This window comes from Serinicoccus profundi, assembly GCF_008001015.1.
Lineage (GTDB): Bacteria > Actinomycetota > Actinomycetes > Actinomycetales > Dermatophilaceae > Ornithinicoccus > Ornithinicoccus profundi.
Genome location: NZ_CP042862.1, coordinates 1,301,187 through 1,323,313, shown reverse-complemented (window position 1 = coordinate 1,323,313; position 22,127 = coordinate 1,301,187). Strand labels below are relative to the sequence as shown.

Genomic DNA, 22,127 nt, shown 5'->3' with positions numbered 1-22,127 from the left:
GGCCTGCGCCGACGTTGCCCGCCCCTCCCGATGTTGCCGAATCGTGACCTCACCCGTCACGGTGATCCCGGCGGCCGCGTCGCGGAATATGCTGACACTCACGTCAGGTTGCCACCGCACCCGCACCAGGAGGACCACGATGGCCCGCCCCCACCGCCCGATGCCACCCCTGTCCCGTCGCCGCCTGCTCACGCTCGGCGGCGTGGGCGCGCTCGGCGCCACCCTCGCGGCGTGCGGCGACAACACCGGCCGCGGCGGCACCCCGACCCCGGACGGTGGCAGCGCGAGCGGCGCAGGCCGCCCGAGCATCGCCCAGTGGTACCACCAGTACGGCGAGGCCGGCACCCAGGAGGCCGTCGAGCGGTATGCCGCGGAGTACGACGCCGCCGACGTCACCGTCTCGTGGAAGCCCGGCGACTACGACCAGTCCACCGCGGCCTCGCTGCTCACCGACTCCGGACCGGATGTCTTCGAGTACGGCAACGGCCCGACGATCGACATGATCCGCGGCGAGCAGGTCGCCGACCTCACCGACCTCTTCGGGGACACCCTGGACGACTTCACCCCCTCGCTCATCGAACGGATGAGCTACGACGGCCGGATCTGGGCCGTCCCCCAGGTCCTCGACATGCAGGTGCTGGTCTACCGCAAGAGCCTGCTCGAGGAGGCCGGCGTGCAGCCCCCGCAGCAGATCCCCGAGCTACTGGCGGCGGCGCAGGAGCTGACCCGCGGCGACGTCAAGGGGCTCTTCCTCGGCAACGACGGCGGGGCCGGCCTGCTCGGTGGCCCGATGCTCTGGGCGGCCGGGCTGGACTACCTCGACGGCGACCGGGTGGGCTTCCAGGACGCCGGCGCCGCGGAGGCCCTGTCGACGCTGCGGACCCTGTGGACCGACGAGACGCTGCTGCTCGGCGAGGCCAAGGACTGGTTCGACGCGGAGGCCTTCATCTCCGGCCGGGCGGCGATGCAGTGGACCGGGCTGTGGACCTTCCCGGCCATCAGCGAGGCGCTCGGCGACGACTTCGGCGCGATCCCCTGGCCCGTCCTGGAGGGCGGCGCACCCTCGGTCCCGGTCGGGGCCTACGGCGCCTGCGTGTCGACCCGCGCGGCGGACGTGGAGGCGGCCAAGGCGTTCGTGCGGTGGCTGTGGATCGAGCAGACCGACAAGCAGCTCGACTTCGCCACCGCCTACGGCTTCCACGTGCCCTCCCGGGTGAGCCTCATCCCCGAGGCCGACGTGCTGTCCTCCGGGCCCGCTGCGGACGCGGCGTCCTACGTCAAGGAGTTCGGCCACGCCCAGACCCCGCTGCTGTGGACCCCCCGGAGCGCGACCGCGTGGAGCGACATGATGAGCCGCATCGTGCGTGACGGTGCCGACCCGCAGTCCGAGCTGGACGCGCTGGTGCCGATCGTCGAGGACGAGCTGGAGCGGGTCACCGGCTGATGCTCGCGCGGCTCCGTGGTCGCCAGGACGTCAACCTGTGGTTCTGGGTCTTCGTCGGCCCGTTCTTCGCCGGCCTGGTGCTCTTCATCTATGTGCCCATCGGCTGGAGCATCTACCTCTCCTTCTTCGAGGCCTACAACACGGTGACGCCGACCGAGTTCGTCGGGATGGCGAACTACCGCGACATGCTCACCGACCGGGCCTTCCGCGACTCGCTGCTCACCTTCGTCGTCTTCGCGGCCTTCATCGTCCCCACGACCTTCGCCCTGTCGTTGCTCACCGCCGTGCTCGTCGCGCGGACCCGGGTGATGCAGGCGTTCTTCCGGTCCGTGTTCTTCCTGCCCGTGGCGTGCTCCTACGTCGTCGCGGCACTGATCTGGAAGATGTCGATCTTCTCGGGGATGCGCTCCGGCGTCGCGAACGCCCTCCTCGGCCTCGTCGGCGCGAGCCCGATCCCGTGGCTGTCCCTCACCGACCCGCCGTGGTACTGGCTCGTCATCGTCTCGGCCCGGCTCTGGCTGCAGGTGGGCTTCTACATGATCCTCTTCCTCGCCGCCCTCCAGCGGGTCCCGACGAACCTCTACGAGGCGGCCGCGATCGACGGCGCCGAGGGCTGGCAGGTCTTCCGCCACATCACCTGGCCGCAGCTCGTCCCGGCGTCGACGGCCGTGCTGCTCCTGCTGCTCATCAATGCCTTCCAGGCCTTCGACGAGTTCTACAACATCCTGTCCGGCTTCGGCGGCTACCCGCCCTACGCCCGTCCCCCGCTCGTCTACCTCTACTACACGGCGCTCGGGACGGGGCAGAACTTCGGTGACGGCAGCGCGGGCGCGGTGATCCTCACCGTGCTCATCGCGGCGCTGGCGCTGGCCCAGACCCGGTTGCTGCGACTCGGCGGGAGGGACTGAGGATGCTGCACGAACGTCGTCGGTATGCCGTGCTCCGCCGGGTCCTGCTTGGGCTCGGGACGCTGCTCTTCCTCGTGCCCTTCTACCTGCTCGTGCGCGGGGCGTTCAGCACCGAGGCCGACCTCACGTCGGCCACGTGGCACTGGCTGCCGCCCACGTGGGAGTGGGGCAACCTGCGGGCGGTCTTCGACAACCCGACCGTCCCGATGGGCCGGGCCTTGCTCAACAGCACGCTCATCGCCGTGAGCCAGACCGTCGGGGTGCTCGTGCTGTCGGGCATGGCCGGCTACGGGCTGGCGCGGATCCCCTACCGCTGGTCCAACGCGGTGTTCTGGCTCATCACGGTGACCCTGCTCATCCCGGCGGCCGTGACCTTCGTGCCCAGCTTCGTCCTGGTGTCGACCCTGGGCTGGATCTCGACCCTGCGGGGCCTCATCGTGCCCGGGCTCTTCCAGGCGCTGGCCACCTTCCTCTTCCGGCAGTTCTTCCTCTCCTTCCCCAAGGAGATCGAGGAGGCGGCCGCGCTCGACGGGCTCTCGTGGTGGGGCACCTTCTGGCGGGTGGTCGTCCCCAACTCCGGCGGCTTCGCCGCGGCGATCGGCACCATCACCTTCATCGGGTCGTGGAACGCCTTCCTGTGGCCCCTGGTCATCGGGCGCACCCCCGACTCGTGGACCGTCCAGATCGCCCTGTCGACCTACCTCACCGCGCAGACCTCCCAGGTCAGCCTGCTCTTCGCCGCCGCCCTCGTCGCCATCCTGCCCCTGCTGCTGATGTTCCTGCTGCTCCAGCGCTGGATCGTGCAGGGCGTCGAGCGCACCGGCATCAGCGAGTAGCCCCCGTCCCCCCTCCGACCGAGCGTCGCCGATGGTCGCCCTGAACCCCACCGAGCGTCGCAGATGGTTGCCCTGGACCCCACCGGGCGTCGCCAATGGTTGCCATCAACGCTACGGTGCGTCGAACGCCCGCGACCCGGGGGGATCCGTACCCGCTGCGGATGGGGGCGGACGAGACGGCCATGATCGTGACAGACCGGATCCGCCGAGAGTCGGATGGTCCACCGAACGCGCGGTGTGCTCGCCGAGACAGTCCTCGCGTCGAGGGTCGTGACATCACCCTCACGCCGATGAGCGCGCACCTAGCCCGGAACAGTTGTCGCGACACGCACGCGGTTGCCATCGGGGTCACTAATTTCGCAGTCCCGCGCCCATGGCATGTCCTCGACGGCTGCGCCGAACTCGGCTGCAACTGCGTCGACATCGCTGACCCACAGATAGATCAGGCCTGGCCCCGACGCATCACCTTGGTGCTCCGAGAGGTAGATCTGGCACCCGTCCCGCTCGATCCCGACGAATCGGGGGAAGTCAGTCTCAAACTGGTGCCGGAAGCTCTCGACGAACCCCAGGCGCCGCCACCACGACAAAGCGTTGTCCGCGTCAGCTACAGGCAATATCGGTACGACGGTGGTCATGAGAGCAACGCTATCGAGCGACCCGTCTCCTGGCACTCATTTCGCCGCCCTGACGGCAAGGCGCGCAAGACCGCTCATGCCGCGCTGAGGACGGCTACGCTCGTCCGATCATGCCGCGTGGAGGACGGCTACGCTCGTCCGACATACATGATGGCAAGTGCTCCGGTGGTCGTGACTCGTCGTCTGACTGGCGCCCTGCTGGGTTGCCCTTGCAAAGATCGGTCCGGCCGCCGGAGCGCCTCACCTGGGCACCGCCCGGGCGGGTCATGACCTAATACGAGCCTGGCCGATGCAGGGCCTGGTGTATGTCCTGTCTGTCCCGGTCCGGACGGTGCCTACCCATCGGATCGAAGGGCAGCACCCATCATGACAAACCCCACCCCGCACGCAGGACTGGTCGGTGGCATCGACTCGCACACCGACACCATCCACGTCGCGCTCATCGACGGCCTGGGCCGCGACGTCGCCGACCACGAGTTCGCCACCACCGGCACCGGGTACCGGGCCGCGGTGGCCTGGCTGACCGGCCACGGACCGGTGGCCGTGGTCGGGGTGGAGGGCACCAGCAGCTACGGCCGCGGCGTGACCACCGCCCTGGCCGGTGCCGGCATCCTGGTCGTGGAGGTCAACCGCACCCGCCCGGCCGAGCGCCGACGGGCCGGCAAGAGCGACCGCCTCGACGCCTACCGGGCCGCCCGCTCGGTCCTCTCCGGCGAGGCGACCACCCCTACGAAGGACGGCTCGATCGAGTCGCTGCGCGCGTTGATGGTGGCCCGCCGCTCCGCGCTGAAGGCGCAGCAGGCCGCGTGGCGGCAGATCGGCGCCCTGCTCATCAACGCCCCCGCCAGGATCCGCGACACCCACCGGGACCTGCCACCGGCCCGGCTGCTGGCCACCCTCGCCGGCTGCCGGCCGGCGCAGGTGGCCGACGCCGACCACGCCGACGTCCTCTACTCCCTGCGCACCCTGGCCCGCCGCCACCGTCACCTGACCACCGAGATCGCCGACCTCACCGCACGGATCGGCGCCCGCGCGGCCGCGGCGAACCCGGCACTGCTCGCGATCAAAGGCGTCGGCCCCGTGATCGGCGCCCAGCTGCTGCTGTCCGCCGGAAACAACCCCGAGCGGCTGCGCTCCGGGCCCTCCTTCGCCGCCCTCTGCGGGACCGCGCCCGTCCCGGTCAGCTCCGGACGCACCGACCGCCACCGCCTCTCCCGCGGCGGGGACCGCGCCGCCAACAGCGCCCTGCACCTGATCGTGAACAACCGCATGTCCAACGACGCCCGCACCCGGGCCTACCGCGACACCCACCTGGCCCGGAACTGGACGAAGAAGGACGTCTACCGCTCCCTCAAGCGCGCCGTCGCCCGCGAGATCTACCAGGCCCTGATCGGCCGGAGCACCGTCCCCGACTACAGCGACCTACGCCCCGCCCGGCACGCCAAGAACCTCACCCTGGCCGCCGCCGCCACCGACCTGCACGTCTGGCCCACCGCCATCTCCCAGATCGAACGCGGCAAACGACGCGACGACCAGCTCGCCCAGGCCTACCGCGAATGGCTCAACGCCGCTTGACACCAATAGGAGCATCTTTGCCGCGCTCAGGACGTCTGCGTCGTCCGTTCGGCAATACTCATGTCCATGTCTGGCCTCGAAGAAGCCCTGGTCGATCTCGCGCGAAGCAACTACAGCGGGGCGGTCTTCCTCCTCGCGTACGGCACGACCTGGCTGGCTTGCGCCGCACTGTGGCGCGCCACCGAGCCCAAGCGGGCGGTAACGGCCACCTTGTTTCAGGGGATGGTCGCCCTACCCGTCGCACTCGGCATCTCGGCCTGGCTAGGGATGTTCGAGACAAGACCGGGTGGCGAGCTCATCACCCAGCTAGGGATCCTGATTTCTGTTTCTCAACTACTCGTCCTGCCGCTGCTGATCGTGCTGACGGTGCGAGGCCGCTACACCTTGGTTCCGCTCCTCTTCTCCCTCGCCGGAGCAGTGCACTTCGTACCGTACGCGTGGCTTTACCAGAGCCTTCTCTACATACTGCTCCCCATCGTTCTCGCGCTCGGCCTCGCCGTCATCTACGGCACCGACCGCCCCACGGCAGACGGGGACGACATGAGCACTACTGGCGCGGGCAGGGTATGCGCACTCACCGGGGTGGCGTTGCTCCTAACCGGGGGGCTCGCGATCGCTGCCCCGATCTAGCGTCCATCGATGACGCACGCCTCTGCCGCTGGGCAGTCGATGCATCACCTGTCCGAACGGAATCGACCGGCCCCACGCGGATCACTGCTCCCACACCGCCGAAGCACTTCAACCGATCCGTCACTGCAGCATCATCGAGAAGCCGTCCTCGACACCGGCAGGTCCCGGGCCCGCTGGCTGTGATGTCTTCGCGCTGGCGGCGTCGGCGGGGAGAGGATTTCGCAGTGAGCAGCACCGTTCTTTCCGGGATCGAGGCGACCACCGAATCCGGCCCGCGGTGCTGCACGAAACCTTGGGGGCTCCATCGAGCCAGTGGCAATCCGACCCGTGGTTGCCTCACCATGGAGGGGTGACTGCTGAGCGTTGCCGATCCACCGCCGATCCTGCCGAACCCCTTTCCGATGCCGAGCTGCTCATCGGCCTGGTGGTCTCACCATCCCTGACTGCGATGCTCGGCCCCGATGTCACCACCTCGGTGCGCAAGATTTTGGTGCAGCGGTATCCGGGAGTGCGCTGGCAACTGAAGATGGCCGAAGACCGGCTGGTCGATCCACCCACCGAGACCTTGGACCTGCTGGAGGCGGCCCGAAACCGCGTGCTGGAGGAGAACTGGGATTTGGCCGTGGTGCTCACCGAGATCCCCCTGAAGACCGGCCGACGTCCGGTGCTCACCCAGCTCAGCCCCGTGCACGGGGTAGGACTGGTCTCCGTCCCAACCCTGGGACCCGTGCACGTGCGGCAGAAGGTGCAAGAGACCACCGTGCACGTGGTCGGGCAGCTCCTGGGCTACGACGCCGAAGACCGCAACGCCCAGCGGGATCTTGCTCGAAGAGCCCACCAGCTGTCCACCGATCTCGACGAACGCCCGGACGACAACGTCGTGCAGTTCACGGCCCGAGTGCTGAGCGGCAACGTGCGGTTGCTGCTGGGCATGATCCGCGCCAACCAGCCTTGGGCCTTCGTGGCCCGGCTCTCCCGGGCGCTGGTCGTGGCAGCGGCCACCGGCATGCTGACATTGGTGGCCTCGGACCTATGGGTACTGGCCATGGCCTACGGGCCGGTGCGCTTGGTCCTGCTGGCGGTGATGGCGATCGGGGCGGTGAGTGCCACCCTGATCCTGGGAGCCGACTTGTGGGAGCGCCCACGGCGGCGAGCCCAACGTGAGCAGGTGATCCTGTTCAATTTGGCCACCACCGCGACCGTGGCCATCGGGGTTGTGGTGTTCTACCTCGGCTTATTCATCCTGTCCTGGGGCGGCGCGCTGCTGCTCATCGACGAGCAGGTACTGGCCGGTGTCGCCGGTCACCCAGTGAACGCTTTGGACTACGCGAAGATCAGCTGGCTCACCGCCAGCCTGGCCACCGTGGGCGGAGCTCTAGGAGCTGGACTGGAGGACGACGATGTGGTGCGCGCCGCTGCCTACACCCGGTCCAGCACCTGACACAGCTCCAGCACAGAAGAAACTGAAACATCTACGCGTTGATGCCACGTCTATGCAGGTGTCATTGCCGGTCGCGATGACTTGGTGGGCTCAGCGCAGTGCGCTGCCTCGTACTCGGCGGGTGGGGCGTTGCCGAGGCGGGTGTGCGGGCGGGGAGCTTGTCACGATGTTTGTGTAAGTGATGTGGGTCACATTGGGTTTACAGGTAGGCGTTTACGCGGTCGGGGTAGACGAGGGCGAGCTCGCCAAGGGCGGCTTTCCAACCGGTGACGGCGGCGCCTTCGATCAGGCGGGGCACCGACTTTCGGTCTTTGCCCTTGCTGGCCTGCTTGGCTCGTTCTCGGGCTCGTTTGTCCTCGATGTTCATGATTGCCAGCCAGAGCAGCTTGATCACGGCCTCGTCGCTGGGGAAGTGGCCGCGGTTCTTGATGATCTTGCGCAGCTGGTAGTTCAGGCTCTCGATGCTGTTGGTCGTGTAGATGACCTTGCGCAGCGCGGGCCCGAACGCCAGGAAGGGGATGAACCGGTCCCAGGCGTTCTCCCAGGTGGCGACCGCAGCGGGGTACTTCTTGCCCAGGTTGGAGTCGGCGAAGGCGGCCAGCGCCATGAGCGCTGCGTCCTCGTCAGCGGCGGTGTAGATCGGGCGCAGCATCGCGGCGACGGCCTTGCGGTCGGCGTAGGAGACGAACCGCATCGAGGCCCGGATCAGGTGCACCACGCAGGTCTGCACCATCGCGTGCGGCCAGGTCGCCTCGATCGCCTCGGCCAGGCCGGTCAGCCCGTCGCAGCAGACGATGAGCACGTCCTTGACGCCGCGGTTGGCCAGCTGGGCGCACACGCCGGCCCAGAACTTGGCGCCCTCGGTGGCCTGGACCCAAATGCCCAGGACGTGCTTGACGCCGTCCATGTCGACGCCGACGGCCACGTGCGCCGAGCGGTTGGTCACGTGCGACCCGTCGCGGACCTTGACCACCAGGGCGTCGAGGTAGATCACCGGGTAGAACGCCTCCAGCGGGCGGGACTGCCAGGCCTTGACCTCCTCGAGCACGGCGTCGGTGACGTTGCTGATCGTCTCGTGGCTCAGCTCGGTGCCCAGCGTCGCGCCCAGATGATGCTGGATGTCGCGAACGGTCATCCCGCCGGCGTACAGGGAGATGATCATGTCCTCCAGCCCGCCGAGGCGGCGGGCGCCCTTGGGCACCAGCGCCGAGGAGAACGTGGAGTTGCGGTCCCTCGGCTGGTCCAGGGCGATGTCACCGACCTCGGTGCCCACCGTCTTGGGGGTCGTGCCGTTGCGGGAGTTCCCCGAACCTCGGCCGGCCGCGTCGCCCTTGGCGTACCCGAGGTGGTCGGTCAGCTCGGCTCCCATGCCGCGCTCCAGGACGGTCTTGATCATCTCGGGCAGGAAGCCACCGGCCCCGGTCAAGGACACCCCGCGCTCACCGGTCGCCGCGAGCAACTTGTCGACCAGCTCGTCGTCGAAGAACTCCTCACGCAGCCGCGCAGCCGCGGCCCGATGCTCCACCTCGACCTGGTCCAGATCCTCGGCCCTCATCTCGTCGTGCGTCATGCTCACAGTCAATCTCCTTCTCGGTCGGAGACCCGGCACTTACACAGACCATCTGACACCCCCCGGGCGGGCGCTGTTGTACCTGTCGAACGGGATCCGCACCGCCCTGCCGGACGCGCGGATCGCAGTCGACAAGTGGCATCTCGTCGCCCTCGCCAACCTCATGGTCACCCAGGTCCGTCAACGAATCACCCGGCAACTGCACGGCCGCCGCGGCACCGCCACCGACAAAGTCTGGGCCAGCCGGCAACTGCTGCTCACCGGCTACGAGCACCTCACCGTCAAGCAAAAGGCCCGGTTCAACCCCGCCCTCGCCCCCGAGGATCCGACCAACGAGATCGCCGCCGCGCATGCCGTCAAGGAACGCCTGCGCCTGCTGCTGGCCGAACACCAGCCGCACCAGATCCGGCGCAGGCTGTACGACTTCTACGACGCCGCCGCCCGCGCCGACATGGAGGAAACCAGCCGCCTGGCGACCACGATCGACACCTGGTGGCCAGCGGTGCTCGTCGCGCTCACCGAGGACGTGACCAACGCCCGCACCGAGGGCTTCAACCGGATCATCAAGCAAACCAAGCGTGTCGGATGCGGCTTCACCAACATGGACAACTACCGAAGGCGCATCATGGTCCACATCGCCCTCACCCGAGGGCAGAGACCAGCAGCATGAAATCAGCACACGCCCCGCTCAAATGCGGAGAGCCCGTTAACGGCGACAAGGGTGTGCAGGCGCTGGTCAGGCATGCCCGAGTCTGGCACGGCGGGCCTTCATCCAGTGCGCGCTACTGCCGCATGCCGCGGGGTGCTCCTCGACGGACTTAAGCGCCTGTCGACCTGAGGCGGTCAGCAGACCCAGTTGTAGGTGCGCTTCTCCCGGGTTAGCCAAGTCGTCAGGTCCCCGCTGTCGGACTCGAAGCGAGCGAGGCCGTCGCCGAAGACAGTCACGTCACCAATGTCGTCACCTCTCCCGGGCGCAACGACAGCCGGAACATGGATGCCGAGGGACGGCGTCCGCTGCGGTCCTGGCAACGGAGGCGCGGAGCTACGGACGATCATGAACGCCTCCGGCAAAGCGGGACCCATCGAGTCCGCATCGTCAGGGTCCTCGCGCAATGCCCGCTGCTCTTCTGGAAGGAGCTGGTACCACTTGGTCCCATTCAAGTTGAGCACCTCGTTGCCGCAAGCCGGGTAGAACGCCACGTCCTTGTGAACCTGAACGACCGTGCCAGGTGGGGCCGACACACCTGGGGTTCCCTCCCGCGAGACGTCACCGCAGCCCCCAACCAACAGCACCGTGACCGACATCGTTGCGGCTACGCGAACACGGGTCCTGATCATGGTAATCGGACGCATGACGAACTCACCCTGTTCCCCGGGGCAGGCGAGAAACGTCCGGATCTGCTTGTTATGCACGTGATCTTCCGGGAGATTTCGACCAGCCGGTGTGGCTGATGGTCGAGGGACCGGGAGGTCGTGACATGTCGGGTCTGGATCCGTGTCTGGTCAGGTCGCGAGGGCCCTCGGGTGAGGTGCTGCTGCGGGTCGGGGTCGCCTGCGCGGACGACTACCTGGACTTCCTGTCCGGGCGGTGCCGGCCGAACACGGTCCTGGCCGCGGCGTACGACCTGAGGATCTTCCTGGGCGTGCTCGGCAAGGACCCGACCGAGGCGGTCCCGGCCGACGTGCTCGCCTTCATCACCGCCCAGCGCACCGGCCGGCCCGCCGGCGTCGTCCAGGGCCTGCCCCGGCACGGTGGTGGCGGGGTCGGGCCGGCCACGATCGCCCGGCGGGTCTCCACGATCTCCGGGTTCTACGCCTTCTTGCAGGTCCGCGGGGACGTGGTCACCAACCCGGTTCCCCGGGGGCTGCCGACCCGCCGGGAGAGATCCCGGCCCTCCCAGGGCGTGCCGTTGACCAGGCGGGTCCGGTCCCTGCCGCAGATCCTGGCCCCAGCCGAGGTCGACGCCCTCACCGGCGCCCTGCGCACCCACCGGGACCGGGCCATGGTCGCGGCGATGGTGCTCGGCGGGCTGCGCCGCTGCGAGGTCCTGGGCCTGCGCCTGGAAGACCTGCGCCTCGCCGAACGGCGGGTGTTCATCGCCGAGGGCAAGGGCGGACGGCAACGCATCGTGCCCGTCTCGGCCAGGTTCTTCACCGCGGTCGCCGACTACCTGACCACCGAACGTCCCGCCGACGCCGCGACCGACCGGTTGTTCGTCGTGCTCAAGGGTCCCACCCGCGGGCAACCGCTGACCGTGCGCGGCATCGACCAGGTCCTGACCGGTGCCCGGGCCCGCGCGGGCCTGTCCCACGGCACCTGCCACGAGCTGCGGCACACCTGCCTGACCCGGCTGCGGGAGGCCGGGATGGCCCTGGAGGCCGTCCAGGCACAGGCCGGGCACGCCTCGATCGAGTCCACCCGGATCTACCTGCACCTGGCCGACGACTGGTTGGCCTCCCAGTACCGCAGGGCCGCCGAGGTCATCGACGCCCAGGTCTTCGCCGGCACCCCCGGCGCCCTCCCGACCCTCACACCGCCCGCCGGTGAGCGACCGGCGCTGCCGGGGTTCCGGAGGCTGCGATGAGCACCACCGCTCTGCCGGTCCGGTTCGACCCCGGGCAGGACCAGCGCGGCGGCGCCGCACCGGTCGCGACCTGGGACCAGATCGCCGCCGAGCTGCCCATGGTCGCGGCCACCATGCAGGCCTACCTGACCCAGATCGCCTGCGTGCTGCGCCCGGGCAGCGTCAACGGCGCCGACCAGTCGCTGCGCTGCTTCGCCACCTACCTGCTCACCCACACCCCGGCCCTGGCCTGCGTGGCCGACATCGACCGGTCCACCATCGAGGCCTACAAGCCGTGGCTGGCCGCACGCCCCGGCCGCGGCGGCGCCCCGCTGGGCCTGGCCACCATCGCCGGCCGGCTCGGCACGCTGCGGATGTTCTTCATCCGGATCGCCGAGTGGGACTGGGACGACGCCCCGGCCCGGGTGCCGATGTTCTCCGGGGACCTGCCCCGCCAGGACCGGCCCCTGCCCAAAGCACTGGACGACCCGAGCGCCGCCCGGCTGCTGCGCGCCGCCCAGGCCCAGCCCCGGATGCTGCTGCGCGTGACCGTGGAGGTGCTGCTGCGCACCGGTCTGCGGGTCAGCGAGTACACCGCGCTGCCCGCCGACGCGCTCGTGCACATCGGCGCCGGACCCTGGCTGCACGTCCCGGTCGGCAAGCTGCACCAGGACCGCTACCTGCCCCTGCACCCGCACGTGGTGACTCTGATCCAGGACTACCGGGCCACCCACGTCGACCCCACCCACCCGCTGCTGCTGCCCAGGGAGAACGGCCGGGCGCTGGACCGGCACACCGTCACCCGGATGATCAACAAGGCCGGCGCCGCCGCCGGGCTGGGCCACATCCACCCCCACCAGCTGCGCCACACCCTGGCCACCCAGGCCATCAACCGCGGCATGTCCCTGGAAGCCATCGCCGCGATGCTAGGCCACTCCTCGATGGACATGACCCTGCGCTACGCCCGCATCGCCAACCGCACCGTCGCGGAGGAGTACTTCGCCGTCACCGACAAGGTCGACGCCCTCTACAACGACCCCGCCCAGCTGCCCGCCGACGCCCTCGGACCCAACATGGCCCGCCTCCGTCGCGAGCACTCCCGAATGCTCGGCAACGGCTACTGCACCAGGCCCCCCGAGCTCGACTGCGCCTTCGAGTCGATCTGCGAGACCTGCACCTTCTTCCAGACCACCATCGCCTTTCGCCCCACTCTCCAGGCCCAGCAGGACGACGCCCACGCCAAGGGCCAGACCCACCGAGCCCAGCTCTTCACCCAGCTCCTGAACAACCTCGAGAACGGCGAAGCATCATGAACCACCCCCACCCCCATCACGTGCATAATGCCGCTCTTCGTGTGGTCAGTCTCGGCCGAAGCGCTGGTAAGCGGCCTGGCGGGTGGTGTCGAGCGCGGCGCCGATCATGGTCCAGGAGTCACCCGCCTCGCGTGCGCCTTGACCGCGTCTCGCAACTCCTGCTCCGCATCCGCCATGGACTTGCGGGCAGCAAGGATCCGGCGGAAGTGCACCGCGTCGCGAGCCGGGTGCGTGTCAACCTCAACCTGGCCCAGCCCGGTCGAGTCATCGTGCTTCGTGACAGTCATCGCTTCTCCTCACCTCAGGTAGTCATAGAACTTCGGTCTCAGCCGATCTGCGTGGATGATCCGGGTCGGCTCACCTGCGGGCACTGCCACGAGCTCAAGCAGGTGGCCATGCTGGTCTGCTCCGATCACCAGCAGCCGGTCCTCACCGGCGTACTCGTATTCGACCACTCTCATCGCGTTCAGCCACGCGTGCTCGATCTCCTCGTCCACGATCCCGCGCTTGCGCGCCGAATCTCGGATCTCCACGCGTCAAGGTTACCTTGACGCACGCTCAGGCCGCACGGTCGTGACTGCTGGCCTCTCCCCGTCGTCAAGTTTTCGTTATACGATATTGCCATGGCACGCGACGATCAGGTGACCGACGAGCAGATCCAGAAGTGGGCTGACGAGGCCGAGGCTGGCTATGACGTCGAGACGCTGAAGCGCCGCGGACGGGGTCGTCCCGGGCGCGGGGCCGAACCGACCCAGGTGATCGCCGTGCGGCTCACGGCCGAAGAGATCGCAGCGCTAAACGCGTATGCCGCCCGGGAGCACCTGTCTCGCTCCAAGGCAATCCGGTGGGCGCTTGCCGGCTACGCCGTGTGAAGGTCCACTGCAGCGCGCTCAAGCACGGAGTGCTTCAGGCGAGGTTGCTGGAGACGGTCGTGCTCATCTCCCTCAGCGGCGAAGAGATGGTCATGCACGCGATGCCGGCCCGTCGGCAGTTCTGGGACCTTCTGCCCTGAGTCGCGCACTGCCGCGGGGCGCTCGGGGCCGCTGGCCACCGCGACGAACCATTTCGGCTAGGGCCAGAACCTCGACAACGCGGGTGGAGATGGCGGAGGGACGGCCCGGTGGCTCACCCTCCCTGCGCCCGATGCGGGGAATATCACGCAGAGCATCCACCTTGGCCCCGGGGTGAGATCAGTCCCCCTCGCAGCACCTCCCGCATCCTCCCGGCCCCGCACCGAACCCTCCCCGCTGGGTCGGCTGCTGCTGTTCGGGGCGCTCGTCGCGATCGGTCCGCTGACGATCGACATGTACCTCGCCGCCTTCCCGGCCGTCGTGGAGGACCTGTCCACGACCGAGGCCACGGTGCAGCTGACGCTGACTGCGACCCTCGTCGGTCTCGCCACCGGCCAGCTCCTCATCGGGGCGTTGTCGGACTCCTTCGGCCGACGCCGACCATTGATCGCGTCGCTGACCCTGTATGTCGTGGTGTCGGCGGCGATCGCCGTGTCGTCCTCGATCGAGGTGCTACTGCTGCTGCGCTTCGTGCAGGGCCTGACCGGCGCGGCCGGGATGGTGCTGTCCCAGGCCATGGTCCGCGACCTCTACAGCGGCTCCCGGATGGCGAGCTTCATCTCCCGCCTCTTCCTGGTGGTCGGTGTGGCCCCGATCCTGGCGCCGACGCTGGGCGCCCAGTTCCTCATCTTCGGCAGCTGGCGGACCATCTTCTGGGCGCTGGGAGCCTTCGGTGTGCTGCTGGCGGTGTTGGCGCTGGTCCTGGTCAAGGAGACTCTGCCCCCGGAGCGACGGCGCCACTTCGGCCCGCGCACCCTGTGGGCCAGCTACCGGGTGCTGCTCGCGGACCGACGCTACGTCGGCGTGGGCCATCGTCGGCGGCATCGTCCTGCTGATGGGCTCGGTGGGCTTCGTCATGCCGAACAGCCCGAGCATCGCGCTGGCCGACCACGGGGAACGCGCCGGAGCGGCTGCTGCCCTGCTCGGGGCGACGAACTTCGTCTTCGGCGCGCTCATCTCCCCGGTGAGCGGACTGTTCGAGGTCGACTCGGCGGTGCCCATGGCGGCCATCATGGTCGTCTGCGCCTCGGCATCGTGGTTCTTCTACACCGTGCTGGCCAGCCCGCAGGACATCCTGCGGGACATGCCCTGGGAGTGACCCAGCGTTGCGCCGACGACGAGGGGCCCGGAGATCACCCGTCCGCAGGCCCCTGCCCGGGCTCGCGGAGGAGCCGCAGGTGGTGCTTCAGCACAGGACGGGCCTCATCGAGCACCGCGTCCAGCCCGCGCACCGCAGGGTCGGGGTAGAACCCGGAGGCGTCGGTGGTGCGGTAGTAGAGGCCGGCTGGTCGGGAAACACCGTCGACGACGTGTGGCCACGGGAGGTAGATGACGGTGACCGGCTCACCCTCGAGGTCGACCTCGCTGCTGCGGGGGGCCTCGTGCCCTGTCGGGAAGCTCAGGATGGTGGCACCCTCGTCCCCAGCCCCCGGGCCCTGCGTCGTCATGTGCATCACCGTACCGCTCCGGTCCAGATCTTGCCGGTTGCTGCCGGCCCCCCCGCCACCGACGCGCAGGTCGCCACTTCCTCGATGGAGCAATCGCTGTCCACGAGCGGTGTTGCGGAAGACCGGGGCACGGAGGTCAGCGACGACTAGGTGCACGAGGTCCTGCTCGCGATGGACGACGCGCTGCAGGCGGGGGCTGTCGAGGCATACCTCGCGCACGTGGCCCCGGAGCTGCAGGACCGGCAACGCGCGTGGTTCGACGGCGTGAGCGCCGCGCCCCTGGAGATGCGCCAGCTCCGCCTGGACGGCGTGGTCTCCCGCACCCCGACCGAGGGCACCGTGGCGCACGTGGGCCTACGCCACCAGTTCTCCGGCGCGGACCCGGTGCCGGTGCTGCAGCAGTACCGATGGGTGTTCGCCGCGACCGAGCAAGGGCCGCCCCTGCTCGTGGACAGCCGCGGGCGCAACGGGGAGTTCTTCGGCCATCCGCAGCTGTGGGACCTGGGTGAAGAGCTGGCCGTCCTGACCGGTCACCGCGTCGACGTGCTCGTCCAGCGGTCCCGCATGGCGGACGCCGAGACCATCCTCGACACTCTCGACCGGGCCGCGGAAACCAGTCTGACCGAGCTGTCGTGGCTGGCCCAGGGACGTGACCGGCTGGTCGTCCAGCTCGTCCCCGCCGAGGTGCTGGAGGAGCACGGATGGCCGGAGAGCAGCGGGTCCTCCCTTCCGCTCAAGGTGTAGCCCGAGGAGATCCCCCGTGACGCCGGTCGGCTCACCGGCATGCGCTCCCCCGTCCAGGCACATCTCTTCCTCGACCTCGACCTCGCGCTGCTCGACCTGGAGGAGTACGGCCCGAGCCCGGGCGGGCAGACCGAGCTGCGCTACATGGCCGCCTCCTCCGCGACTGCGGGTGAGGACGTCGAGGCCTGGCCGGAGGACTGGATCCTGGAGGGGCCGCCCTCCTGGTGGAGCTCGGTGGAAGACCCTGCGTATGCCGAGCACCTGCTGCTCAGCGCCGGAGACCACTTCGCGAGGCAAGGCCCCCCGACGGCACTCCCCACCGTGCCGATGGACCCCGAGGACCTGATCGCCGCCGACGCCTACACGCTGGAGTCGATCGCGCTGACGTACTACCTCGAGGAGACCTACGGCCCGGACCGGCTCATCGACCTCGTGGGGCGGTTGATCGTCCTGGACCAACGCCACGACGCGGACCAGATCGAGCAGGCCTACCGCGAGGCCTTGGGCAGTGACCGCGACGAGCTGCTGGACGGCTTCGCCCGGTGGACGCAGACTCTCTCCTCCGCCGACGAGGCGTCCGAGACGTCGCTGCCCGGTCGATGACGTCGACCGTCGGCCGGGATCCTCAGGCGGGGAACACGCCGCTGGAGAGATAGCGGTCGCCGCGGTCGCAGACCACGAAGACGATCGTCGCCCCCTCGACCTCTTCGGCCACCTGCAGCGCGCTCCAGCAGGCGCCGCCTGCGGAGATCCCGCCCAAGATGCCCTCCGCGCGAGCCAGCCGGCGGGCCGTCTCCTCGGCGTCGCCCTGGGCGACCTCGACGGTCCGGTCCACCGCTGACGGATCGAAGATCCTCGGGACGTACTCCGGCGGCCACGCGCGGATCCCGGGGATCCTCGAGCCCTCCGCCGGCTGTGCCCCGACGATCTGGACGCGAGGTTCGCGCGACTTGAGGAACCGCGAGACCCCGGTGATCGTGCCGGTGGTGCCCATGGCGGACACGAAGTGGGTGATCCGTCCGTCGGTCTGAGCCCACAGCTCCGGGCCCGTGCCATTCTCGTGGGCACGGGGGTTGTCAGGGTTGCCGAACTGGTCCAGGACCCGGCCCCTGCCCTCCCGCTCCATCCGCGTCACGACGTCGCGCGCCTCTTCCATCCCGCCCGCCGCCGGGGTGAGCACCAGGTCGGCCCCGTAGGCCTTCATCGTCTGGATCCGCTCGGTGGAGGCGTCCTCGGGCATGACGATGACCAGTGGGTAGCCGCTGATCGCCGCCGCCATCGCCAGGCCGATCCCGGTGTTGCCGGACGTGGCTTCGAGCAGGGTGTCGCCCGGGGAGATCTCCCCACGCTCCTCGGCGCCCCGGATCATGCTGATCGCTGGCCGATCCTTGACGGACCCGGCCGGGTTGTTGCCCTCGAGCTTGGCGAGCAGCACGTTGCCGCGGCGCTCGTTCTCCGGCCCCGGGAGGCGCTGCAGACGCACCAGTGGGGTGCCGCCGATGACGTCCTCCATCGTGGGGTAGGGACCAGGGCTGCTCACCCGCCGGAGTCTACGGCCCGTCGGTCGACGCCTTCTTGGCCCCGTCGGGCCGTCCTCCCCCTGCCCTGGCCGTCGCCGCTCACCCTTCCAGCAGCCCGCGGATGTCCTCGGCGCTCACGGACCCGGACTGGAACTCCCCCGAGTCGACCACGCTGGTGAAGAGTCGCCGCTTGCGCTCCTGCAGCGCGACGACCTTCTCCTCGATCGTGCCGGTGGACACCATGCGGTAGACGTTGACGGTCCGGTGCTGCCCGATCCGGTGGGTCCGGTCCACCGCCTGCGCCTCGGCGGCCGGGTTCCACCACGGGTCGAGGACGAAGACGTAGTCCGCCTCCGTGAGGGTCAGCCCCACCCCGCCGGCCTTGAGACTGATGAGGAAGGCCGGGTCGTCGCCGTCGCGGAAGGCCTGGATGCGGGCCGCCCGGTCGCGGGTCCGGCCATCGAGATAGGTATGCCCGATCCCGGCTGCATCGAGGGCCTCCCGGACCAGGGCGAGATAGCTGGTGAAGCTGGAGAAGACCAGGGCCCGGTGCCCCTCGGCAGCGATGGCGCTCAGCCGCTCCACGAGCGCCGTGACCTTGGCCGAGGTCCCGAGCCCGGCGTGGCCCTCGTCGACCAGGGCTGGGTCGAGCGAGAGCTGGCGCAGCGTCGTCAGCGCGCTGAAGATCTTGAAACGGTTCTTGTCGAGGTCGGCCAGCAGCCCCAGCACCCGCTGGCGCTCCCGCTGCAGGTGCTGGTCGTAGATCCGCCGGTGGGCGGGGTGCAGGTCGATGGACAACGTCTGCTCGATCTTGTCGGGCAGCTCCCCGGCCACCTGCGCCTTGGTGCGGCGCAGCATGAACGGGCGGATCCTGCGGCGCAGCCGCTCCAGCTGCTCGAGGGAGCCACCCTCCCCCGCCTCGATCGGCCGACGGTAGCGCTGGGTGAAGGTCTCCGGCCGCGGGAAGAGCCCCGGCGCGGCGAGCGAGGTCATCGACCAGAGGTCCATGAGGGTGTTCTCCAGCGGCGTGCCCGTCATGGCGATGGTCCGGGCGGCCCCGAGGCTGCGCACCGCGTGGTAGGTCGCCGACCGGCGGTTCTTGACGACCTGCGCCTCGTCGAGGATCGCGGCGCTCCACGGCAGCGCGTGGTAGTCGTCGGCCTCGAGCCGCAGCAGGGTGTATGACGTGATGACCAGGTCGGCGGACCCGATGGCGGTCGCGAGGTCCGTGCCTCGGCGCTTCCTCGTCGCGGTGACCGCGGCGGTGCGCAGGTGCGGGGCGAACCGCTCCGCCTGCTCGGCCCAGGCGGTGACCACGCTCGTCGGGGCGACCACCAGCACCGGCCCCTCCGCCAGGTCGCCCCGATGCTCGGCCCGCACCACCATGGCCAGCGCCTGAAGCGTCTTGCCCAGGCCCATGTCGTCGGCGAGGATGCCCCCGAGCCCGGCGTCCCAGAGCCCGACCAGCCAGCGGTACCCTTCCAGCTGGTAGGGGCGCAAGGTCGCCTCCAGACCCGGCGGCGCCAGCACCAACCCGCGATCTCCCTCGCCCAGGGCGAGCAGCGCCTCGACCCGTTCCTGCCAGCGGCCCTGCTGGTCGTGGACCACCCCGAGCTCGACCAGCTCCTCCCACAACCCCGCCTGGTAGGGCGACAGGCGCAGCTGCCCGGCCTCGGCGTCGTCATCGTCGTCGTCGTCGACCAGCTCGCGCGCCTCCTCGATGAGCCGGCGCAGGGTGAGCAGCTCGGGCTGGTCGAGACGCAGCCAGAGCCCGGAGTCGAGCAGCAGGACGTCCTGGCCCGTCGCGAGCGCCGCGAAGAGCTGCTCGAAGGGGATCACCTGGCCCTCGACCGTCACGCTCACGTGCAGGTCGAACCAGTCGCCCTCCCCCGCCTCGCTGGTCGTGAGATGGACGACCGGCTCCTCCCCCGCCTCCTCGTAGGACGCGAGGTCGCCGTGGACGAGCACGTCGAGGTCCGGGCTCGCCTCCAGCGCCGGCAGCACCTCCGCGGCGAAGCGGGCGGTGGCGAGACCGGTCAGGGTGGAGTGGGCACGCAGGGGGCAGCTCGACCGACCCGCCGCGAGCAGCCCCGGCCAGCCCTCGAGCAGCGGCAGCACCGCCGTCATCGACGCGAGCTCGGCCTCCTCGTCGCGGGCGACCTCCTCCGGGCCGGCGTCGAGCCCGACGACGACGGTGTCCGGCTCGGCGCCGACCGTCGGCACGGCATACGCGACACTCCAGCGCAGGTGCAGCACGTGGCCGGGCTGGGGCGTCACCTCCAGCCGGAGCCGGGGCGGGTGGTCCGCGGGGGTGACGACGCTGCCGTCGCTGGAGGTGAGCTCCACCTGGCGGGCCAGCGCGGGGTAGTAGGTGGTGAGGAAGCGCGCGACCTGGTCCGGCGGGATCTCCAGCTCCCGGCCCGACTCGAGCAGACCGATGATGGCGTCGGGCACCTGAGCGCGCAGCGGCCACAGCGTGAGGCGGTCGCGCTCGGTCTCCAGCCAGCCCAGCCCGTGGGCCGGTCGGCCGAGGAGGAAGGGTGTGCCGGGCAGCGGGAGGTCGCCGGAGACGTCGACCGTGCCCGACACCGTCAGCCCGCCGTCGTCGCGGCGGACGATGTCGAGGGCGGCCGAGGCGCTGCCCTCCCCCAGGCCGACGTCCTCGAGCCCCGGCCCGGCGACGAGGGGGACACCTGCCTGCACGACCTGCGCGAGCACGGGCCAGGCGACCGCGCCGATCTCCCCGAGCGGCAGCTCCTTGGCCGAGGAGTAGAAGTAGCCGAAGCCCGAGCTCTTGCCCAGCGCCGCGAGCTGGCCCAGCAAGGCGCGGTGCGCCGGGTCGACATCGGTCGTCGACCAGCGGTTGGTGAGGTCGTCCCACCCGACGCCCTGACCGACCCAGGGCTTGGACTTGCCGGGTCGCACCGGGGTCAGGGACACCCGGACGCGCTCGTCGCGGCCGCCGGGCCCGCGGGTCAGGGACACCTGGAGGCCGAGCCGGTGCCGGGTGGCCGAGGCGGTCACGGTGCGCACGAGCGGCGCCAGCGCGGTCTCCCAACCCGGGGCCTCGGGTGCCGCGGAGCGCAGCCGCGAGCGGGCGGCGATGAGCACCGCGACGGCGTGCTTGCAGTCCTGACCCACCGGGCAGCTGCACTGGCCGCTCCAGACGACGAGGTCACGGTCGTGGACGCGCACGACGGTCTGGTAGACGCGGCCACCGCTGCCGACTACCGTGCCGACGAGCGCCGCCCCGTCAGGGCCGGTGACCAGGGTGCGGACGTGGCCGCCCTCGGCATACCCCTGCCCCCGCGCCAGGGTCAGCTCGCCGACCTCGGCCCGCAGGTGGGCGTCGGCGACGCGCAGCACCCACGAGGCGGCGGACAGGCTGGGCGACATGGACCGAGGGTACGCGTCGGCGCCGACAGTCCTCGGGCGTCATCCACAGGCGGCGCCACGGGTCGCGGGCGCCGACGTCGAACGCCGAGGTCAGGCGGGTGGAGACGGGTCTGCGCCGACCTGCCGCAGGATCTCCCCGGCGAGGTCGTCGGGGCGGCGCTCGGGCAGCCAGTGGTCGGCGTCCAGCTCGACGAAGCGGTAGGGGCCGCGCACCTGCTGCTCGGTCCGCTCCGCGGCGGCACGCCCCAGGAACGGGTCGCGCGCGCCCCAGACGAAGGTCGTCGGCACCTCCACCTTTCCCACACCCCGGCCACCGGGCCGCAACGCTGCGCGGTACCAGTTCACCGGCCCGCGCATCGCCGACCGCGTCCCGAGGCGGCCGGCATACCGGCGGGCGTCCTCGGCGGGGAGCCCGGTGCGCACGAGGCCACCCCGGCGCAGCGCCCGGGCCATGACGAGCTCGGGCAGGACCGGCGCCTGGAACCCGGCGATGTACCAGCTGCGCCGGCCCTGGTCGGCATGTCGCACGGCCCAGGCGAGCGCCCGCGGGTGCGGCGTCGAGGCCACCGTCAGGCTCGCCACCCGATCCGGGGCCCAGGCGGCGAGCGCCCACGCGACCGCACCTCCCCAGTCGTGGCCGACGACGTGGGCCCGCCGCACGCCGACCTCGTCCAGCAGTCCCAGTGCGTCTTCGACCAGGCGCTCCATCCGGTATGCCGCGACGCGCCCGGGGCGCGCACCGACGGCATACCCCCGCTGGTGCGGAGCGAGGGTCCGCAGGCCGGCCTCGTGCAGCCGCGGGACCACGCGGTCCCAGGCGGTGGCGTCCTGCGGGAATCCGTGCAGCAGCAGGGCGACCGGGCTCCCGGGATCGGCGCCCCCACCGGTCAGCGTCTCGTGCGTCAGACCGTCGCGGACGTGGCGCAGAAGATCGCTCATGGGTCCATGATGCCGCTGAGCAGGCAGGACTGCGATAGACTGGTTGTAGCAGCCCGGCCCGTCTCGCCTCGGGCTGCCTGATCTCGTGGCCCAT

22 protein-coding genes and 1 pseudogene are annotated in these 22,127 nt (G+C 70.2%); 15 read left to right on the top strand and 8 right to left on the bottom strand.

All coding sequences use genetic code 11. From position 1 onward, the window contains the following. Positions 1-139 precede the first annotated feature (139 nt). The 3 genes from FA582_RS06065 to FA582_RS06055 are packed head-to-tail and all read left to right on the top strand — an operon-like array spanning position 140 to position 3,188. Positions 140-1,444: an ABC transporter substrate-binding protein gene (locus FA582_RS06065; RefSeq protein ID WP_238705463.1), complete on the top strand. Its 1,305-nt coding sequence runs from the start codon at positions 140-142 to the stop codon at positions 1,442-1,444. After that, positions 1,444-2,352 (top strand): carbohydrate ABC transporter permease, encoded by a 909-nt coding sequence (locus tag FA582_RS06060; RefSeq protein WP_147899772.1) that lies wholly within the window; start codon positions 1,444-1,446, stop codon positions 2,350-2,352. Before FA582_RS06065 ends, FA582_RS06060 begins: the two co-directional genes overlap by 1 nt. A gap of 2 nt (positions 2,353-2,354) precedes the next feature. Further along, complete coding sequence (locus FA582_RS06055; RefSeq protein ID WP_010147217.1) at positions 2,355-3,188, top strand: carbohydrate ABC transporter permease; 834 nt, start codon at positions 2,355-2,357, stop codon at positions 3,186-3,188. A gap of 302 nt (positions 3,189-3,490) precedes the next feature. Here FA582_RS06055 and FA582_RS06050 read toward each other — a convergent pair whose 3' ends face one another. Then, complete coding sequence (locus tag FA582_RS06050) at positions 3,491-3,823, bottom strand: glyoxalase superfamily protein (protein WP_084452504.1); 333 nt, start codon at positions 3,821-3,823, stop codon at positions 3,491-3,493. A gap of 366 nt (positions 3,824-4,189) precedes the next feature. On the opposite strand from FA582_RS06050, the gene FA582_RS06045 reads away from it, so the two are divergent. The 3 genes from FA582_RS06045 to FA582_RS06035 all read left to right on the top strand — a co-directional run bounded on the left by FA582_RS06045 (position 4,190) and on the right by FA582_RS06035 (position 7,469). Then, entirely contained in the window at positions 4,190-5,398 is a 1,209-nt protein-coding gene (locus tag FA582_RS06045) for an IS110 family RNA-guided transposase (RefSeq protein ID WP_010149438.1), read from the top strand. Between the two features lie 66 nt (positions 5,399-5,464). Beyond that, complete coding sequence (locus tag FA582_RS06040; RefSeq protein ID WP_010149437.1) at positions 5,465-6,028, top strand: DUF7010 family protein; 564 nt, start codon at positions 5,465-5,467, stop codon at positions 6,026-6,028. 349 nt (positions 6,029-6,377) lie between these two features. Continuing rightward, positions 6,378-7,469 (top strand): hypothetical protein, encoded by a 1,092-nt coding sequence (locus tag FA582_RS06035; protein ID WP_029542014.1) that lies wholly within the window; start codon positions 6,378-6,380, stop codon positions 7,467-7,469. Between the two features lie 199 nt (positions 7,470-7,668). On the opposite strand, the gene FA582_RS06030 is transcribed toward FA582_RS06035, so the two are convergent. Continuing rightward, complete coding sequence (locus FA582_RS06030; RefSeq protein ID WP_420853147.1) at positions 7,669-9,039, bottom strand: IS256 family transposase; 1,371 nt, start codon at positions 9,037-9,039, stop codon at positions 7,669-7,671. Between FA582_RS06030 and FA582_RS06025 the strand changes: the two genes are divergently transcribed. After that, positions 9,038-9,709 carry a transposase gene (locus FA582_RS06025; RefSeq protein WP_147899771.1) on the top strand — a complete coding sequence of 224 codons (672 nt, stop codon included), beginning with the start codon at positions 9,038-9,040 and terminating at the stop codon, positions 9,707-9,709. The two genes, FA582_RS06030 and FA582_RS06025, sit on opposite strands and share 2 nt — an antisense overlap. Before the next feature lie 173 nt (positions 9,710-9,882). Here FA582_RS06025 and FA582_RS06020 read toward each other — a convergent pair whose 3' ends face one another. Beyond that, entirely contained in the window at positions 9,883-10,452 is a 570-nt protein-coding gene (locus FA582_RS06020) for a hypothetical protein (protein ID WP_141567781.1), read from the bottom strand. Between the two features lie 65 nt (positions 10,453-10,517). On the opposite strand from FA582_RS06020, the gene FA582_RS06015 reads away from it, so the two are divergent. Further along, positions 10,518-11,624 (top strand): tyrosine-type recombinase/integrase, encoded by a 1,107-nt coding sequence (locus tag FA582_RS06015; protein ID WP_147899770.1) that lies wholly within the window; start codon positions 10,518-10,520, stop codon positions 11,622-11,624. Next, positions 11,621-12,916, top strand: a complete 1,296-nt coding sequence (locus FA582_RS06010; RefSeq protein WP_147899702.1) for a tyrosine-type recombinase/integrase — start codon at positions 11,621-11,623, stop codon at positions 12,914-12,916. Before FA582_RS06015 ends, FA582_RS06010 begins: the two co-directional genes overlap by 4 nt. A gap of 296 nt (positions 12,917-13,212) precedes the next feature. Here the strand turns inward: FA582_RS06010 and FA582_RS06000 are convergent, their stop codons facing one another. Next, positions 13,213-13,449, bottom strand: a complete 237-nt coding sequence (locus FA582_RS06000) for a BrnT family toxin (protein WP_147899769.1) — start codon at positions 13,447-13,449, stop codon at positions 13,213-13,215. Positions 13,450-13,539: 90 nt separating this feature from the next. Between FA582_RS06000 and FA582_RS05995 the strand changes: the two genes are divergently transcribed. The 4 genes and pseudogenes from FA582_RS05995 to FA582_RS17060 all read left to right on the top strand — a co-directional run bounded on the left by FA582_RS05995 (position 13,540) and on the right by FA582_RS17060 (position 15,085). Then, positions 13,540-13,788 (top strand): ribbon-helix-helix protein, CopG family, encoded by a 249-nt coding sequence (locus tag FA582_RS05995; protein ID WP_010146534.1) that lies wholly within the window; start codon positions 13,540-13,542, stop codon positions 13,786-13,788. Continuing rightward, positions 13,785-13,928: a hypothetical protein gene (locus tag FA582_RS16540; RefSeq protein WP_010146533.1), complete on the top strand. Its 144-nt coding sequence runs from the start codon at positions 13,785-13,787 to the stop codon at positions 13,926-13,928. Before FA582_RS05995 ends, FA582_RS16540 begins: the two co-directional genes overlap by 4 nt. A gap of 172 nt (positions 13,929-14,100) precedes the next feature. Next, positions 14,101-14,766 (top strand): annotated as a pseudogene (locus tag FA582_RS17680) (MFS transporter); the annotation flags it as partial. Positions 14,767-14,821: 55 nt separating this feature from the next. Continuing rightward, positions 14,822-15,085: a hypothetical protein gene (locus FA582_RS17060; RefSeq protein ID WP_029540395.1), complete on the top strand. Its 264-nt coding sequence runs from the start codon at positions 14,822-14,824 to the stop codon at positions 15,083-15,085. A 34-nt stretch (positions 15,086-15,119) separates the two neighbouring features. On the opposite strand, the gene FA582_RS16535 is transcribed toward FA582_RS17060, so the two are convergent. Further along, complete coding sequence (locus tag FA582_RS16535) at positions 15,120-15,434, bottom strand: hypothetical protein (RefSeq protein ID WP_010146530.1); 315 nt, start codon at positions 15,432-15,434, stop codon at positions 15,120-15,122. 150 nt (positions 15,435-15,584) lie between these two features. Here FA582_RS16535 and FA582_RS05985 point away from each other — a divergent pair, with 150 nt between their 5' ends. After that, positions 15,585-16,178, top strand: a complete 594-nt coding sequence (locus tag FA582_RS05985) for a hypothetical protein (protein ID WP_010146529.1) — start codon at positions 15,585-15,587, stop codon at positions 16,176-16,178. Between the two features lie 39 nt (positions 16,179-16,217). Continuing rightward, complete coding sequence (locus FA582_RS05980; RefSeq protein WP_010146528.1) at positions 16,218-16,781, top strand: hypothetical protein; 564 nt, start codon at positions 16,218-16,220, stop codon at positions 16,779-16,781. A gap of 22 nt (positions 16,782-16,803) precedes the next feature. Here the strand turns inward: FA582_RS05980 and cysM are convergent, their stop codons facing one another. The 3 genes from cysM to FA582_RS05965 all read right to left on the bottom strand — a co-directional run bounded on the left by cysM (position 16,804) and on the right by FA582_RS05965 (position 22,033). Continuing rightward, positions 16,804-17,718 (bottom strand): cysteine synthase CysM, encoded by a 915-nt coding sequence (gene cysM, locus FA582_RS05975; protein WP_010146527.1) that lies wholly within the window; start codon positions 17,716-17,718, stop codon positions 16,804-16,806. Between the two features lie 79 nt (positions 17,719-17,797). Beyond that, positions 17,798-21,094, bottom strand: coding sequence for a DEAD/DEAH box helicase (locus FA582_RS17390; protein ID WP_010146526.1), 3,297 nt, complete (start codon positions 21,092-21,094; stop codon positions 17,798-17,800). 90 nt (positions 21,095-21,184) lie between these two features. Beyond that, positions 21,185-22,033: an alpha/beta fold hydrolase gene (locus FA582_RS05965; RefSeq protein ID WP_010146525.1), complete on the bottom strand. Its 849-nt coding sequence runs from the start codon at positions 22,031-22,033 to the stop codon at positions 21,185-21,187. Positions 22,034-22,127 lie beyond the last annotated feature (94 nt).

What these genes read in the sequence shown, in the direction of transcription:
- FA582_RS06050 (WP_084452504.1), bottom strand. Translation starts at nt 3,823, where the DNA reads ATGACCACCGTCGTACCGATATTGCCTGTAGCTGACGCGGACAACGCT.
- FA582_RS06025 (WP_147899771.1), top strand. Translation starts at nt 9,038, where the DNA reads ATGCTCACAGTCAATCTCCTTCTCGGTCGGAGACCCGGCACTTACACA.
- FA582_RS05980 (WP_010146528.1), top strand. Translation starts at nt 16,218, where the DNA reads ATGCGCTCCCCCGTCCAGGCACATCTCTTCCTCGACCTCGACCTCGCG.
- FA582_RS06065 (WP_238705463.1), top strand. Translation starts at nt 140, where the DNA reads ATGGCCCGCCCCCACCGCCCGATGCCACCCCTGTCCCGTCGCCGCCTG.
- FA582_RS05965 (WP_010146525.1), bottom strand. Translation starts at nt 22,033, where the DNA reads ATGAGCGATCTTCTGCGCCACGTCCGCGACGGTCTGACGCACGAGACG.
- FA582_RS06040 (WP_010149437.1), top strand. Translation starts at nt 5,465, where the DNA reads ATGTCTGGCCTCGAAGAAGCCCTGGTCGATCTCGCGCGAAGCAACTAC.
- FA582_RS17060 (WP_029540395.1), top strand. Translation starts at nt 14,822, where the DNA reads ATGGGCTCGGTGGGCTTCGTCATGCCGAACAGCCCGAGCATCGCGCTG.
- FA582_RS06045 (WP_010149438.1), top strand. Translation starts at nt 4,190, where the DNA reads ATGACAAACCCCACCCCGCACGCAGGACTGGTCGGTGGCATCGACTCG.
- FA582_RS06015 (WP_147899770.1), top strand. Translation starts at nt 10,518, where the DNA reads ATGTCGGGTCTGGATCCGTGTCTGGTCAGGTCGCGAGGGCCCTCGGGT.
- FA582_RS06010 (WP_147899702.1), top strand. Translation starts at nt 11,621, where the DNA reads ATGAGCACCACCGCTCTGCCGGTCCGGTTCGACCCCGGGCAGGACCAG.
- FA582_RS16535 (WP_010146530.1), bottom strand. Translation starts at nt 15,434, where the DNA reads ATGACGACGCAGGGCCCGGGGGCTGGGGACGAGGGTGCCACCATCCTG.
- FA582_RS06030 (WP_420853147.1), bottom strand. Translation starts at nt 9,039, where the DNA reads ATGACGCACGACGAGATGAGGGCCGAGGATCTGGACCAGGTCGAGGTG.
- FA582_RS06060 (WP_147899772.1), top strand. Translation starts at nt 1,444, where the DNA reads ATGCTCGCGCGGCTCCGTGGTCGCCAGGACGTCAACCTGTGGTTCTGG.
- FA582_RS17390 (WP_010146526.1), bottom strand. Translation starts at nt 21,094, where the DNA reads ATGTCGCCCAGCCTGTCCGCCGCCTCGTGGGTGCTGCGCGTCGCCGAC.
- FA582_RS05995 (WP_010146534.1), top strand. Translation starts at nt 13,540, where the DNA reads ATGGCACGCGACGATCAGGTGACCGACGAGCAGATCCAGAAGTGGGCT.
- FA582_RS06055 (WP_010147217.1), top strand. Translation starts at nt 2,355, where the DNA reads ATGCTGCACGAACGTCGTCGGTATGCCGTGCTCCGCCGGGTCCTGCTT.